Here is a 14,653-nt window from a genome sequence, read left to right as displayed (position 1 = left end):
GAAAACTGGCCGTGACGCCGGTTTTCAAGCCTTCAATGTTGACTTAATGCTTGACTTACTTCCGGTACTGATCAATCAGGCGGGCCAGGGCGCGCTGCGACTCCAGCTCGGGGAAGTACTCAAACAGCAGGCGGTGCTTGTCGAAATCGAGCACCAGGGCGTTTTCCAGGTTCTGGTAGGCTTCGCGGTAGCGGCCCGCGGCCAGCAGGTAGGCGCACAGGCGGTAGTGCAGCTCGGCTTCCCCGGGCTGAATTTCGACGGCGTTGGTCATCAAGTCGATGGCGCCATCGAAGTTGCCCTGCTCGTAGAGAATGATGCTCCAGTTCAGCCAGGCGTCCTTGTTGTCGGGCGCCACCTGGGTGGCCTTATCGTAAGCTTCCACTGCGCTAATGACGTTGCCCAGCTGGTATTCGGCGGCGGCCAGGGCCAGCCAGTACTCGGGGCTTTCGTCGTAGAGCTCGGTGGCCTTGCGGAAGAAGTGAATGGCCTCAAACCAGTGCTCCTGCGCATTCAGCACCACCCCGATGCCAAACCAGGCCTCATCCATGGTCGGGTCGAGGTCGATGGACTTCTGGTAGTTGCGGCGGGCGTTGTCCCACTCGCCGAGCTTTTCGTAGCACTCCCCCACGTTGCACAGGGCCTCGGCCGTGGGCGCGCCCTGCTCGTAGCTGAGGTGAAACTCGTCGATGGCCTCGCGGTACTTTTCCTGGCTCACGTAGGTGCTGGCCAGAAAGCCGTGGGCGTCGTAAAACTTGGCGTCAATCAGGATGGCGTACTCGAAGGCCGCTTCGGCTTCCGTGAGCTTCCCGGCGCGGTAGTACGCCTGCCCCAGGTTGTACCAGGCAATGACCGAATACGGGTCCTCGTCGGTGAAGCGGCGGAAAAACTCCAGGTTCTTCTCCAGCCGCTCACTCACCTCCAGGCAGTACAGCAGCTCCTGGACCGCAATTTCGTTGTCGGGGTTCAGGCGCAGGCTCTGCTTGTAAAACTTGGCGGCACTCTTAAACTTCTGCCAGCTCTGGTAAGCTAGGCCCAGGTTGAAGTAGATATCGTCGCGGTCGGGGGCACGCTCGGCGGCCTGCTGGAAGAAAGCCACAGCCTCGGCAAACTCGCCTTTCTGGGTGGCAATGATGCCGCGGGTCACGGCCACGTCGGGGTTGTCAGGGTCGAGCAGGGCCACGTCCTCAATCTGCTGGGCCGCGGCCACGTACTCGCCCTTCATGGCCAGCACCTGCGACCGGTCGATGAGCAGCTCGGTGGAGAAAGGATACTGGGCAATAGCGGCCTCGCACGCCTGCAGAGCCTGTTCGTACTGGGTATTGGTGGTATAGTGGTCAATGATACTCTCGAAGTCGGCCAGATCGAAAAACACCGGCTCGTTGGTGGCCAGCATGCGCTCAAAGCGGCGCACCGTGTCCATCACCTCGTTCTGATCCTCAAAATTCTCGTTCATTCTCATGCTGCTACAATCGACGCAAGGCCGCCAAGATGGCAGGCGGTGCGGGTATTAACTCAAAAGGGGCCGGGTGGGCCGGCTGCTGGTCTAAGATACAACAACCGCACCGGACCCGGGGTAGTTCGGCTGCAGCCCCGCGCAGCACCACTGAATTGTTTCGGCTAGGGGCCGGAAGCGCATTCCCAGCGTCTGCTGCACTTTTTCGGCCCCGTACACCACCTCCCGGCGGCCGGCGCGGGCGGTGTCTTTGGTGATGAGTGGCCGGGCCCCCGTGAGCAAGGACCGGCCGTGCTCCAGACGCCAGATAACTTCTGCCGCCCAGTCGGGTACGGCCACCGTGGGGGGCTTTTTGCCGAAGCAGGCCGCGGCCTGAGCCAGAAACTCGCGCAAAGGCACGGTGCCGGCGTTGAGCACAAACCGCTCCCCGCTGATGCTAGTGTCGAAGGTGAGCTGCAGCAGCGCCGTCACCACGTCGCGCACGTCCACAAAGTTAAGGCTTCCGGGCGTGTAAAAAGCGTGTTCCTGGTAGGCGTAGCGAAACAGGCGGGTGCTGCTGCGCGTCCAGTCGGCCGGGCCCAGCACCACCGAGGGGTTGACCATCACCGCAGCCAGCCCTTCCGTCACGCCGCGCCACACTTCGAGCTCGGCCAAGTACTTGGAGGTGGCATAGGCCGGATGCTCGGCGCCGAGGTCCCACTTGGCGTCCTCATCCACGCGGCGCGGCCCCGGCTGCGCCTCCGCCTCGGCTCCCGGGCTGCCCAGCGCCGCCACCGACGACACGTAGCCCAGCCGGATACCGGGCCGCTGCAGGCAGGCATCCACGACGGCCGCGGTGCCCTCTACGTTGGTTTGCAGCAGCGCGTCTTCGTCCTGGGGGGCGTACGAAACCAATCCGGCGCAGTGAAATACGTGGGTCACGCCTTCCAGGGCCGCCTGCAGGGCCAGCGTGTCGCGCAGGTCGCCCTGCACCCACTCCACCCGCTCGGCTCCCGAAATGGCCGGCACCCGCTGGCGGTAGAGGGCGCGCACGGCGTGTCCCTGCGCCAGCAGCGCCGGAATCAGAAAACTGCCAATCAGGCCGCTGCCGCCGGTGACGAAGATCATAAGGTAAACGAAAAGGGTCCGCGGTTACGAAAGCCGGGAGGTGAAGCCGGGGCCTACAGGCTATTGTTGAGCAGCGGCAGGGCCAGCACTTTGCGCAGGTACTCGGTAGGCAGCACCTTGTGGCGCAGGGTTTCGGTGTGCTTGAGATTATGCGTGTCGGTGCCCACCATGTCCACAAGGCCCGCATCGACCAGCCGCTCAGCAATTTTGCGGGCCCCGGCCGAGTAGTAGCCGCACAGCGAATTCAGGTTCAGCTGGAGCAGCACGCCTTCCGCCCGCACTTTCTCAATATCCTCGAAGCGGCCGTAGAAGTAGGTGTAGCGCTCCGGGTGGGCCAGCACGGGCTGGTAACCGGCCGACTTCAGGTTGAAAACCGTTTCGCGGAAGTTGAAAGGCTCGTTGATGTAGGACGTCTCGAAGAGCAGGTACTTTTTGTCGCCGCCGAAGCTGAGCAGGGGCTCCCCGCTGTCGAGCTTCTGCTGAAACCACTCGTCGAGGTAATATTCGGCGGCGCACTCGAGCGTCATGTCCGTGACTCCGGCGGCAGTGGCCGCTTCCTGCAGACGGGCCAGGGCCGCGCGAATACCGGCGGGCGTATTCTTGTAAAAGTCGCCCATAATGTGGGGCGTCATGATGAGCTTGCGGTAACCCAGCCCCTGCAAAGCCAGCAGCAGCTCCACCGACTGCTCCACGGTTTCGGCCCCGTCGTCGAGGCCGGGCAGCAGGTGGGAATGCATGTCGGCACCGAGCCCGGCCAGGGCCGCGGCATCGACGACCGGCGGCGCCGAGCGGCCAAAAAGCTTCTGAAAGAATGACGCCACGCGAGAGGGAAGAAAGGCGAAAGGTTAGGTAAACCGCTTGCGCAGGCGGGACAGGGCGCTGCCCGTCGGCTTGGTTTCCTCGTAGTAGCCCTGGCCGTAACCGTAGCCGTAGCCGTAGCCATACCCGTAGCCGTAGCCGTACACGCCGCTGGCGTTGGCATCGTTGAGGATGGCGCACAGGCGGGTGAAGTTGTTGGCCCGCATGAGCTTGTTGATGTTTTTGAGGAAGGTTTTCTTCGAGTAGTTGGCCCGCACGATATACAGCGGAATATCGGCCTTGCGCATAATCAGAATGCCATCCGTCACCAGCCCTACCGGCGGGGTGTCAATCAGAATCACGTCGTAGTGCTCGTAGAGCTCGGTGAGCATATCGTCGAACTTCGCATTCAGAATCAGCTCTGACGGGTTAGGCGGCGTCGGGCCGGCCGAGATGAAGTCCAGCGTCGGGATGGTGGTGTGCTGCACGCACTCGAGCACGGTATGCTTCTCGATGAGAATGGTGCTGACGCCCTTCACGTTTTCGGCGCTGAAGGCCAGGTTCACCTTGGGCTTGCGCATGTCAAGGTCCAGAATCACCACGCGCTGCCCCGAAAGGGCAATGATGCCGCCCAGGTTCACGGTAACGAAGGTTTTGCCTTCCCCCGAAATGGTGGAGGTCACCGAAATCAGCCGCTTCTTCTTCGATGAGCTGATAAAGTCCAGGTTGGTCCGGATCGAACGAATGGCCTCGGAAATAGCCGACTTGGGGCTTTTGTCCACCACCAGCTTCGAGACGGACATTTTTTCCTTGTCGTAGTTCGGAATCACGCCCAGCACCGAGGCCGAAGTGGCGCGCTCCAGTTCCCGCACGCTCGTCACGGTGTTGTGCATGAAGAAGCGCACCGCTACCAGCAGCAAGCCCAGCACGATGCCCGCAGCCAGGCCGATGGCGTACACCATCATGCGGATGGGCGAAATAGGTGCCCCGGGCCGGCTGGCCGGCGACAGAATCTGGAAGTCGGCCGTGGTGCCGGCCTTGGCCATGTTGAATTCCACGATTTTGTCCATCAGCATGAGGTACGTCTTCTCGTAGAGCTCAAAGGGACGCTTCAGGCGAGCTAGCTCGGTTTCCTTCTGCGGCAACGACTGCAGGTCGGAGTTGAACTGCGCCCGCAGCTGGTTCATGCGGCTGATCTGGTCCTGCAGCAGCTTGCGGTTTTGCTGCAGCTGCCGGCGCACGCTGTTTTTGAGGTAGGTAATGGCCGACTGCTGCTGCTTGACAGCTTCGGTAGCGGGCGTGTAGGAACGCAGGATGCGCCGCAGGTTCTGCTGCAGTTGGTTCAGCTCTTCGAGCTGTTGGGTCAGGGGCGAGTCTTCCAGCGTGGCCAGGCCCGGAATGCTTTCTTCCAGGGTGGCTTCTTCGCTGGCCACGAGGCGGTCCTGCTCCACGAGCCGGGTTACCTCGCCCAGCAGGCGGGCCTTTTCGGTCAGCTTGAGCCGCTCCTCTTCCTGCTCGGCGAGCTTCTCGCTGATGGCGGCCACGTCGGCCTTCACGTCGTAGGTCTTGTTGTTGCGCACAAACGACTGCAGGTTCTCCTCCGCGTTCTGCAGCTGGGTGCGGTTTTCGGCCAGGGTCTGCTCCAGAAACTGCAGGGTCTGGGCCGTGGCCTGTTGCTTTTTGGCCAGCTTTTCCTGCAGGTACACCGTGTCAATCTTGTTGACGATGTCCTGGGCTTTGGCGGGGTTGAAGTCGGTGAAGGCAATCTGAATCGTGTTGGCATCGGCATTCACGATTTCCACGCTCAGGTTGTTGCTCAGGTAGGCATTCAGCCCGCCGTCGTCGTTGATGACGAAGTGGTACTTTTTGTCCTGGGCCTCGGCATTCAGCAAGGGCGTGGCCAGAATCCGCATTTCCATGCCCGGAATCACGATGGGCTGGCCCAGGCTGTACTCCCCGCTCTGCTCCTGACCCCCGTAGAGGTAATTGAGGCGGATGCGCTGGGGCCCAGTGAAGATGAGGTTGAACTTGGTGTTGTAGAGGCCGGGGTCCTTGATGTTGTACTCTACCTTAAACGGAGAGGTGCCGTAGAGCTCGTTTTCCAGCACCGTGCCCTCCACGTAGTAGTTCACGTCCAGATCCAGCGAATCCTTGAGGCGGCGGTAGATGATGTTGGATTTGATGAGCTCCACTTCCCCCGAGAGCTTGTTCAGGGTTTGCTGCTCCTCAATGCCCTTGCCGAGCGGGCCGGCCAGGCCCAGGGCGCCGGCTTCGGTCTTCTCGTCAATCTTGAGCAGGGAAGTGGACTTGTAGACCGGCTTGGTGTAGCGCAAAAACAGCCAGGAAGCCGTCAGCCCCAGGGCGATGAGCAGAACTATCCAGATCAGGCTCCGGCGGGCAACCAGCAGCAGCGTCGCAATATCGAATCCGGGGTCGTCTTCGCCTTCAGCTTCCACGTCTCCACCGCCCGCGTTGCGGATCAGGTCCTCCAGTTCAGCGTTTTCGTTTACTGCCATTCGGTCGTTAGCAAGTTAGTTTTCAGAACGTAGCGCCTTGAGCTACGGCTCCGATACCTAATCTTAAGCGAATAATTAAAGTTTCGAGATCAACAGATAGGTCGTCAGCAGACTCGTCAGACCACCAATCAGGCCAAATACGGCGCCGGCATCGGTCAGGGCCTGGAAGAAGGGCCGATTGATGGGCTCGATATAGACCACATCGTTGGGCTCCACCTGCAGATTGGCCCGGCGCATGCCGTCGATGGTCGACAAATCGATGATCTGCACCTGCGGGTTTTTCAAATCTCCCCGGATCAGGCGGATGTTGTAGGAGCGGCCGCCCGAAAGCGAGGTACTTTGTATCCCACCATTGACGCCGCCGTTGAGGCCGCCTACGGCCGCCAGCACTTCCAACAGGTTCATGTTATCGTTGGCCAGCGTCACGATGCGCCCCCCGGGGGAGCCCAGCACGAAGACCCGGTTGTTGGTCACCCGCGTGGCCACAAACACGTCCTTATAGTAAGCGCTGTAGCGTACTTGGAGCAGACTGTCGGCCTGCAACAGCGAGAGGCCTGCCACGCTCACCATGTCCACCATCGGCAGCTTCACGCGGCCGTTGCTTTGCACCAGAAACTCATTAGCGCCCAGATTCTGCTGGTTGGTTTGGGCGGGCTGGCCGCCGAGGCCGCCCTGCCCGCCCATGGCCTGGGAAATGCGGCTGGTGCCGGTGCTACTGCCGCCATTAGTGCCGATGCCCGGGGCGCCGAAGCGCAGTTCCCCGTTGGGGTCCAGAATCCGCTCCCCTTTGTTGGTATAGACCTGCACCTGCAGGTAGTCGTTGGGCTGAATCAGGTAATTGCGGGCGGTGCGGTTGACGGCCGCGCGCAGCTTCATCGTATCAACTCCTTGCCCCGTGGGCGTCTGAAACATGATGCTTTGCCGGTAGTAGCGGGACGAGGCGCAGGACGAAAACAGCACCGCAAGCGGCACACACAGCAGCCAGAGGCGCAGAAGGCGGGAAATAGCAGGTTGTTGCATGCAGGCTGGAAAAGCCGGGGGGGTCATGTGGAGAATCCTCGGGAAATAGCGGCTTAAAACCAGCCATTTCCCTCTAAAAAACCTTCAAAGTAACCGAATTAGCGCGCCCTTTCAAAATCGGGTCCGTCCCGCTTCGGCCGGCAGCTGGCTTCTCTGGTGGCAAAAGCGTACTTTCGCAGACCCAAACTGGGCCCCGCCCCGTTGGCGCCGACCGAACTATCCCCTTCCCCACCCCAATCCTTCCGTTTCCCATGGAATTAGTAGCCACTGAAAACCAGACCATGATTGCCCAGATGGTGCGCGACTTCGGCGCCACCCACATCAAGCCCGACATGATGAAGTGGGATGAGAGCCAGGAGTTTCCCGTCGAGGTATTCAAGAAGCTCGGCGAGCTGGGCCTGATGGGCGTGCTGGTGCCCCAGCAGTACGGCGGCTCCGGGTTCGGCTACGTGGAATACGTGACGGCCATTGCTGAGCTGTCCAAGATTGACGGCAGCATCGGCCTGAGCATGGCGGCCCACAACTCGCTTTGCACGGGTCATATTCTGCAGTTTGGCTCCGAGGAGCAGAAAAGCAAGTGGCTGCCCAAGCTGGCCTCGGCCGAGTGGATCGGCGCCTGGGGCCTGACGGAGCCCAACACCGGCTCCGACGCCGGCAACATGCGCACCGTGGCCGTGGAAGACGGTGACTACTACGTGCTCAACGGGGCCAAAAACTTTATAACCCACGGCAAGAGCAGCAACATTGCCGTCGTCATTGCCCGCACCGGCGAAGTCGGCGACTCCCACGGCATGACGGCCTTCGTCATTGAGAAACCCACTGAGGGCTTCGCCGCCGGCCGCAAGGAAGACAAGCTCGGCATGCGGGCCTCCGAAACCACCGAGCTGATCTTCACCGACTGCCGCGTACCCAAGGCTAACATCCTGGGCAAGGTCGGCGAGGGCTTCATCCAGTCGATGAAGGTGCTCGACGGCGGCCGCATTTCCATTGCGGCCCTGAGCCTGGGTATTGCCCAGGGCGCCTTCGAGGCCGCCTTGGCCTACTCGCAGGAGCGCCACCAGTTCAACAAGCCGATTTCGAGCTTCCAGGGCATCAGCTTCAAGCTGGCCGACATGGCCACGGAAATCGAAGCCGCCAGCCTGCTCACCTACCGCGCCGCCGACATGAAGGACCGCGGCCTGAACGTGACCCAGGAATCGGCCATGGCCAAGCTCTACGCTTCCGAGGTGAGCGTGCGCTGCGCTACCGAGGGCGTGCAGATCTTTGGCGGCTACGGTTACACCAAGGATTATCCGGCCGAGAAATACTACCGGGATTCCAAGCTATGCACCATTGGCGAAGGCACTTCCGAAATTCAGAAGCTGGTTATTGCCCGGAATCTGCTCAAATAAGCACGTAACTAAGCGGGGGCTTGCGTAGTATGAAACAGCCTGTTACCTTTGCAACCCCTAAAAGAAGAAGTTTTCAATTTCACTGAGCATATGATCATCGTCCAGATTAAGGATAACGAGTCCGTTGACCGTGCCCTGAAGCGTTTCAAGAAAAAATTTGAGCGCACCGGCGTTCTGAAAGAGCTGCGTCGTCGCACCTTCTTCCAGAAGCCTTCCATCACCAAGCGTAAGCAGAAAATCAAAGCTGTTTACAAGCAGACGATGTACGCTACGGAGAACTACTAGCCCGTAGCTCCCGGCGAAGAGTCCCAACCGGCTGAATTGCTTTTCCAAGCGAATCAGCCGGTTTTTTCGCGTATTATCTTTCCGATTTAATTCCATACATTGGGTATCCGGCCCCGGCCGTAATGGCTCAGCGTATGGAATTATTTTTTGACTACCTCCGGTTTGAGCGGCGCTACAGCCCCCATACCGTTTTGTCGTACCAGACCGACCTCAGGCAGTTTTCGGACTACCTCAAAACCGCGTACGAGCTCGACAATCCCGCCCAGGCCGACCACACGCTGATCCGGTCCTGGGTGGTGGAACTCATGCAGCAGAAGCTGGATCCGCGCACCGTCAACCGCAAGATTGCCTGCCTGCGGTCCTACTTCAAGTTTTTGCTGCGCACCAACGTCATCGGCAAAAACCCGATGCTGCGCATCACCTCCCCGAAGGTGGCCAAGAAGCTTCCCGACTTCGTGCCCGAGGATTCGCTCAACGGCCTGCTCAACTCCTTCGAGTTTCCCGATACCCTGGCCGGCCGCCGCGACCAGCTGATTCTGGAGCTGCTCTACGGCACCGGCATCCGCCTTTCCGAGCTCATCGGCATCCGCCACGACGACCTGAGCTTGAGCGCCCGCACGGTGCGCGTGACCGGCAAAGGCAACAAGCAGCGCCTCGTGCCGCTGAACCCCACCCTGCTTATAGTGCTTGAGCGCTATATAGGGCTGAAGGGGGCGGAATTTGGCACCGCCGACAACGCCCGCACCACGCTCCTCGTTACAGATAAGCTCGAACCTCTCTACGAAAAGTTCGTGTATCGGACCGTGAAGCACTATTTAGGGCAAATAACGACGGCGACTTCCCAGCAGCACCCTCACGTGCTGCGACACTCCTTTGCCACGCATCTGCTCAGCAAAGGCGCCGACCTGAATGCCATTAAGGAGCTGCTGGGCCACGCCAATTTGGCTGCCACCCAAGTCTACACCCACTTGTCGATTGACAAGCTGAAAGCGGTATTTGAAAAGGCCCATCCGAAGGCCTGATGTTGTAGTTGCGTTTTCCTTTTTTCTACCCCCAAACCCCTCCGACCGATGAAAGTACAGATGCATTCGGTACACTTTGACGCCGACCAAAAACTACTTGACTTCATCCAGAAGCGCCTCGATAAGCTCGAAACGTTTTATGACCGTGTAACCAACGGGGAAGTAATTCTGAAGCTGAACAACAAAGACGGTATCGACAACAAGACGGTCGAAATCAAGCTTTACATTCCCGGCACCACCCTGTTTAGCCAGGAAGATGCGGCTTCTTTCGAAGCGGCGGCGGATGCAGCCACGGAAAACCTGCGTCGGCAGATTACCAAGCACAATGAGAAAGTAATGAGTCACTAAGGAGCCGAGGCTCTAACCGACCATAATCATAGAAAAGGCCCCGCCGGATAACCGGCGGGGCCTTTTCAGGTAGTGGGGGCAGCTAGAAGCGAGGCTTACAGGCTGAACTCGGCTTTAATCTTATCGACGTAGTCAAGCTTTTCCCAGGTGAAGGTTTCGAACGTCTTGGTTTCGCCGTTGCTCATCTTCACCTGCTTGGTGCCCGGAGGACGACCCATGTGGCCGTAGGCGGCCGTTTCGGCGAAGATGGGGTTGCGCAGGCCGAAGCGCTGCACAATGGCGTAAGGGCGCATGTCGAAGAGCTTGTTCACCTTCTCGGCAATTTCACCGTCGGTGAGCAGCTGGCCGTTGGCGCCCTTGGCCTTGGTGGTGCCGTAGGTCGTCACGTACAGTCCCACGGGCTGGGCCACGCCGATGGCGTAGGCCACCTGCACCAGAGCCTGGTCCGCGACGCCGGCGGCCACCAGGTTTTTGGCAATGTGGCGGGTGGCGTACGCTGCCGAGCGGTCTACTTTGCTGGAGTCCTTACCCGAGAAAGCGCCGCCGCCGTGGGCGCCCTTGCCCCCGTAGGTGTCCACGATGATCTTGCGGCCGGTCAGGCCGGAGTCGCCGTGGGGGCCACCGATAACGAACTTGCCAGTCGGGTTGATGTGGTAGGTAATCTGGTCGGTGAACAGAGCCTGCGTGGCGGCGTCGAGGCCGGCTTTCACCCGGGGCACGAGGATGTTGATGATATCCTCCTTGATGCGGGCCAGCATGGTCTCTTCGGAAGCATCGAAGTCATCGTGCTGGGTGCTGACGACGATGGTATCGATGCCCTCGGGCGTGTTGTCGTCGGCGTAGCGGATGGTTACCTGGCTTTTGGCGTCGGGGCGCAGGTAGGTCATTTCCTTCCCGGCCTTGCGGATCTTGGCCAGCTCGTCGAGCAGGCGGTGCGACAAGTCGAGGGCCAGGGGCATGTAGTTGGCCGTTTCCTTGGTGGCGTAGCCGAACATCATGCCCTGGTCGCCGGCGCCCTGCTCCTCATCGGAAGCGCGCTCCACGCCCTGGTTGATGTCGGGCGACTGTTCGTGCAGGCGGTTCATTACCTCGCAGGTGTCGGCATTGAACAGGTACTCGGGCTTGTTGTACCCAATCTGGCTGATAACGCCCCGCACAATCGGCTCGGCATCGACGTGGGCCGTGGACTTGATTTCGCCGGCTACCAGCGCAAAGTCGGTGGTGACCAGGGTCTCGCAGGCTACTTTGGAGGCGGGGTCCTGCCGCAGATATTCGTCGAGGATGGCATCGGAAATCTGGTCGGCTACTTTATCGGGGTGGCCTTCCGAAACGGATTCTGAAGTGAACAGGTAAGGCATCAGGTACGGGATATCAGCTGCAGTCAGTAAAACAAAAGCCAGCTTACGCGCCAACGCGCAAGGCGGGTCGCAAAGCTAACTGAAAAACACGAAGCAAGGTAAACAGGCCCCGCGCCCCGTCCAAGTGGCCGGCGGGCTTAGTAGTAATTGAGGTGGATGCCGTAGCTTTCCTTGGCCAGCACGTCTTTCCACTGCGCAATGAGCTTTTTGTAAGCCTTGCCCACGGGGCGGATATTGCGGTCCAGATCGTAGAGGCCCAGGGGGTTGACGCGGTTGTTGTCTTCGCGCAGGGCCGTGTCCCAGTCAATCTGGTCGGTGAGCGAATACCAAGTGAAGCCCACCAGCGGCACGCCGTCCTGCTTGAGGCGGTGGGCGTTGGCCCACTGCCGCCACAGCCAGTTCACGGCCAGCGGCTCCCGGATGTTGGTTTCGGTGTGCATCACGGGCAGGTGGTAGCGGTCGAAGTACTGCTTGGTCACCACGTAGTAGCCAAAAATGTCCCCGCTGGGTACGATGCTGCCGTCGAGCTTGAGCAGGTGCTCGTTTGTTTCGTAGTAGTCGTTGCCCATGATGCAGCGGGCCATAATGTCGGACTGCCCAAACCAGTGGTACTCGTCACGGGTCATGCCGTTGTCCATCAGGTACTCGTACATGGTCACCGACACGGGATAGCCGTAGGTCAGGTCGAGCGACAAAAACCGCTTCTCGTTCATGAACCGGGCCTTATCGAACAGTTCCGGGGCTTCGGGGTGGTAGTACTCGGTGCTTTCGCTCTGAATAAAGGTGGCCTCGGGCTGCACTTCGAGAATGGCCATCATGGCCATAACGTTGGCCTTGCACACGTTTTTGAGGGTGGTCACGAAGTCCCGGTCCGAGGCTTTGCGCTCGTTCCACCACCCCAGCTGGGCCGAGAAAAAGGCCGTGATGTAAATCTCGTTGACCGGCGTGTAGAGCTGAACGTAGGGAAACCGCTCAGCGAAGGCGCGGCAGTACTCGGCAAACAGGCGCGGAAAATCCGGGTTCTGGAAGCTGCCAATCCAGTCGGGCACGCCGAAGTGGCACAGGTCCACGATGGGCGTGATGTCCATCTCGCGCAAGGCCCCAAAGGTTTTATCGGTGAATTCCCAGTCGTACTGGCCCGGGCCGAGGTGGGTTTTGTAGTAGGGTGGGCCGTAGCGCAAAAACTCGATGCCCATTTCCTTGACCAGTTCAAAGTCGCGCTGCCAGTGCTCGTAATGGCCGGATTTCTCCATTTCATCCACCCGCTTTTCCTGGCCGTTGGGCAGCAGAATGGTGGGGTAGCTGTTTTCGATGCCGGTGGCAAACATGAACTTGTTCGTAGCCATAAAGTGAAATGGTGAGGTGGTGAGTTTGTGAAACGGTGAGTTTGATGCCATGAGGTTGCGGTTCCGCGCCGCTTGCGCCGCCCGGACGACAACTCGCCATTGCACCCTCTCACTATTTATAAAGCGGCCAGGCGGCCACCGTCGACGGCCAGGGTGGTACCGTGAATGAAGCTGGCTTCGGATGAGGCCAGAAAGCAAATGGCGGCGGCCAGTTCCTCAGGCTTGCCCACGGGGCCCTCAATCTTTTCGAGGCCGCTCTGCACATTGGGGTTGCTCCAGAGCATGGGCGTATCCACGGCGCCGGGTGCCACGGCATTGATGCGGGCCTGGGTCATGGCAATTTCGCGGCTCATGCCCCGCACGAAGGCTTCCATGGCGCCCTTGCTGGCCGCGTAGGGCACCACGTTGGGCGTGGTCTGGTGGGCGTGCACCGAGCTGATGGCCACGATGGCGCCGCCCTGCATGTGGGGCAAGCACAGCTGGCAGAGCTGCGCCAGGGCCCGCAGGTTCACGCTCATCAGCAGGTCCCACTTTTCCAGGGGCAGATCCACGAGGTGCTGGAAGGTCATCATGGCGGCATTGCTGACCAGCACGTCGACGCGGCCGTAGGCGGCAAGCACCTGCTCCACGGCAGCGGCAATGGCGGCGGGCTGGCTCAAGTCGCAACCGATGAATAGGGCGCGGCCCTGGGCGACGGTGATGAGCTGCACGGTGGCGGCCCCGGCGTCGGCGTCGCGGTCCAGCACGACGACCTGGCCGCCCTCGGCCGCCAGGCGCACGCAAGTGGCGCGGCCAATGCCGGAGGCGCCGCCGGTGACGAGGCAGACTTTATCTTGAAAACGCATGCGTACCGGGAAAGAGGGTAAAAGCTGGGCTATGGTGGCGTTGTACGCAGACGAAGAGAGGCCGGATAAATGGAGTCCGAATGAAGATGTGGGCCGAAGCCACTTGAGCAAATCCCTAGAAGCAGGCAATGCTTTTACGGTTATCAATATTTTATTTCCGCAAAACAGCTATTATTTATTGTTTATCAATAAATAAACCTTTTCCTTAGGCCTATTCTAAACCTTCTATGTTATGAACACTACTACTCGCCTACCCTGGCTGCTGCGGACTATTCGTAGCTTGGCTTACCTGCAATTCGTGCTTTCGGCCATCGGTGTAATCTTTTACCTGAGTGCCGATGCCAAAGCACTGATGGACGGCCTCAATACGGCTGCCGTAACCCTGGAGCTGGAACACGCTCGCAACGGGCAGGTGACCAGCGCCGGCTACGACTCCCTGCTGGTGAGCAAGCAGACCCATCCCTACCAGTTGATACCCAAAAGCGAAAAGCTGGCTTTGGTGTACCGGGAAGACAACTTTGCCAAGCGGGCCGGACTGAATTTGCTGGGCGTGATGAACAAGGCCGGGGGCCGGTCTTCCCTGCCCCTCGTGCTGTATTCGATGCTGACGGGCCTGCTGCTGTATCGTATCCTGCGGGGTTTGAGCCTGGAATCTCCTTTCACGGAAGAAAATGCCCGGCGTATCCGCTGGCTGGGCCTGCTCACCATCGGCCTAGACGTGTACCAGTACGTAGCGTATTTCTACCTGAAAGCCACCATTCCCAACATCAACGTGCCCGGCAAGTTGTATCTGGCCAGTCAGTATGTTATCCTGGACCCGGCCGGGAAAATCGGGGCCTGGAAATTCGGCTTAGTTTTGCTGGTCATTGCGGCCGTGTACCAACGGGGCGTCGAGATGGCGCGGGAGGCCGAACTGACTGTCTAGTATGCCTATCATCGTGAATCTGGATGTTATGCTGGCCCGGCGCAAAATGTCGCTGAGCACCCTGGCTGCCGCCGTGGACATCACGCTGGCCAACCTTTCCATCCTGAAGAGCGGCAAGGCCAAGGCGGTCCGCTTCAGCACCCTGGAAGCCATCTGCCGCGCCCTGCAGTGCCAGCCCGGCGACCTGCTCGAGTACGCCCCCGATTCCGCACCCGACTCTGAAACCGAGCCCGGCTAGC

At 60.0% G+C, this 14,653-nt stretch carries 15 protein-coding genes; 7 read left to right on the top strand and 8 right to left on the bottom strand.

Annotated elements, in window-relative coordinates:
* Positions 1 to 55 precede the first annotated feature (55 nt).
* The 5 genes from EWM57_RS12690 to EWM57_RS12670 form a co-directional block, all read right to left on the bottom strand.
* Positions 56 to 1,453: a tetratricopeptide repeat protein gene (locus EWM57_RS12690; protein ID WP_129921527.1), complete on the bottom strand. Its 1,398-nt coding sequence runs from the start codon at positions 1,451 to 1,453 to the stop codon at positions 56 to 58.
* 90 nt (positions 1,454 to 1,543) lie between these two features.
* Entirely contained in the window at positions 1,544 to 2,560 is a 1,017-nt protein-coding gene (locus EWM57_RS12685) for an NAD-dependent epimerase/dehydratase family protein (RefSeq protein ID WP_129921526.1), read from the bottom strand.
* A gap of 53 nt (positions 2,561 to 2,613) precedes the next feature.
* Positions 2,614 to 3,381 carry a tyrosine-protein phosphatase gene (locus tag EWM57_RS12680; RefSeq protein WP_129921525.1) on the bottom strand — a complete coding sequence of 256 codons (768 nt, stop codon included), beginning with the start codon at positions 3,379 to 3,381 and terminating at the stop codon, positions 2,614 to 2,616.
* A 24-nt stretch (positions 3,382 to 3,405) separates the two neighbouring features.
* Positions 3,406 to 5,874: a GumC family protein gene (locus tag EWM57_RS12675; protein WP_129921524.1), complete on the bottom strand. Its 2,469-nt coding sequence runs from the start codon at positions 5,872 to 5,874 to the stop codon at positions 3,406 to 3,408.
* A gap of 75 nt (positions 5,875 to 5,949) precedes the next feature.
* Positions 5,950 to 6,894 carry a polysaccharide biosynthesis/export family protein gene (locus EWM57_RS12670; RefSeq protein WP_129921523.1) on the bottom strand — a complete coding sequence of 315 codons (945 nt, stop codon included), beginning with the start codon at positions 6,892 to 6,894 and terminating at the stop codon, positions 5,950 to 5,952.
* Between the two features lie 251 nt (positions 6,895 to 7,145).
* Here EWM57_RS12670 and EWM57_RS12665 point away from each other — a divergent pair, with 251 nt between their 5' ends.
* From EWM57_RS12665 to hpf, 4 genes are all read left to right on the top strand, one after another.
* Entirely contained in the window at positions 7,146 to 8,285 is a 1,140-nt protein-coding gene (locus tag EWM57_RS12665; protein WP_129921522.1) for an acyl-CoA dehydrogenase family protein, read from the top strand.
* A gap of 90 nt (positions 8,286 to 8,375) precedes the next feature.
* Positions 8,376 to 8,570: a 30S ribosomal protein S21 gene (gene rpsU, locus EWM57_RS12660; protein WP_073107232.1), complete on the top strand. Its 195-nt coding sequence runs from the start codon at positions 8,376 to 8,378 to the stop codon at positions 8,568 to 8,570.
* Positions 8,571 to 8,704: 134 nt separating this feature from the next.
* Entirely contained in the window at positions 8,705 to 9,592 is an 888-nt protein-coding gene (locus EWM57_RS12655; RefSeq protein ID WP_129921521.1) for a tyrosine-type recombinase/integrase, read from the top strand.
* Between the two features lie 48 nt (positions 9,593 to 9,640).
* Complete coding sequence (hpf, locus tag EWM57_RS12650; RefSeq protein ID WP_129921520.1) at positions 9,641 to 9,940, top strand: ribosome hibernation-promoting factor, HPF/YfiA family; 300 nt, start codon at positions 9,641 to 9,643, stop codon at positions 9,938 to 9,940.
* A gap of 95 nt (positions 9,941 to 10,035) precedes the next feature.
* On the opposite strand, the gene metK is transcribed toward hpf, so the two are convergent.
* The 3 genes from metK to EWM57_RS12635 all read right to left on the bottom strand — a co-directional run bounded on the left by metK (position 10,036) and on the right by EWM57_RS12635 (position 13,489).
* A complete protein-coding gene (metK, locus tag EWM57_RS12645; protein ID WP_129921519.1) occupies positions 10,036 to 11,298 on the bottom strand; it encodes a methionine adenosyltransferase in 1,263 nt (420 codons plus the stop codon).
* Between the two features lie 137 nt (positions 11,299 to 11,435).
* Positions 11,436 to 12,644, bottom strand: a complete 1,209-nt coding sequence (locus tag EWM57_RS12640; protein ID WP_129921518.1) for a family 1 glycosylhydrolase — start codon at positions 12,642 to 12,644, stop codon at positions 11,436 to 11,438.
* 116 nt (positions 12,645 to 12,760) lie between these two features.
* Complete coding sequence (locus tag EWM57_RS12635; RefSeq protein WP_129921517.1) at positions 12,761 to 13,489, bottom strand: SDR family NAD(P)-dependent oxidoreductase; 729 nt, start codon at positions 13,487 to 13,489, stop codon at positions 12,761 to 12,763.
* On the opposite strand from EWM57_RS12635, the gene EWM57_RS12630 reads away from it, so the two are divergent.
* From EWM57_RS12630 to EWM57_RS12620, 3 genes are read left to right on the top strand one after another with little or no spacing between them, the layout of a single operon-like run.
* Positions 13,488 to 13,685, top strand: a complete 198-nt coding sequence (locus EWM57_RS12630) for a hypothetical protein (RefSeq protein WP_129921516.1) — start codon at positions 13,488 to 13,490, stop codon at positions 13,683 to 13,685. The two genes, EWM57_RS12635 and EWM57_RS12630, sit on opposite strands and share 2 nt — an antisense overlap.
* Positions 13,686 to 13,721: 36 nt before the next feature.
* Positions 13,722 to 14,414, top strand: a complete 693-nt coding sequence (locus EWM57_RS12625; RefSeq protein WP_129921515.1) for a DUF2975 domain-containing protein — start codon at positions 13,722 to 13,724, stop codon at positions 14,412 to 14,414.
* Position 14,415: 1 nt separating this feature from the next.
* On the top strand, positions 14,416 to 14,652 hold the full coding sequence (locus EWM57_RS12620; protein ID WP_129921514.1) for a helix-turn-helix domain-containing protein: 237 nt from the start codon (positions 14,416 to 14,418) through the stop codon (positions 14,650 to 14,652).
* Position 14,653 lies beyond the last annotated feature (1 nt).

It is taken from the genome of Hymenobacter persicinus (assembly GCF_004167665.1).
GTDB lineage: Bacteria > Bacteroidota > Bacteroidia > Cytophagales > Hymenobacteraceae > Hymenobacter > Hymenobacter persicinus.
This window is presented reverse-complemented; position numbering and strand designations above follow the sequence as displayed.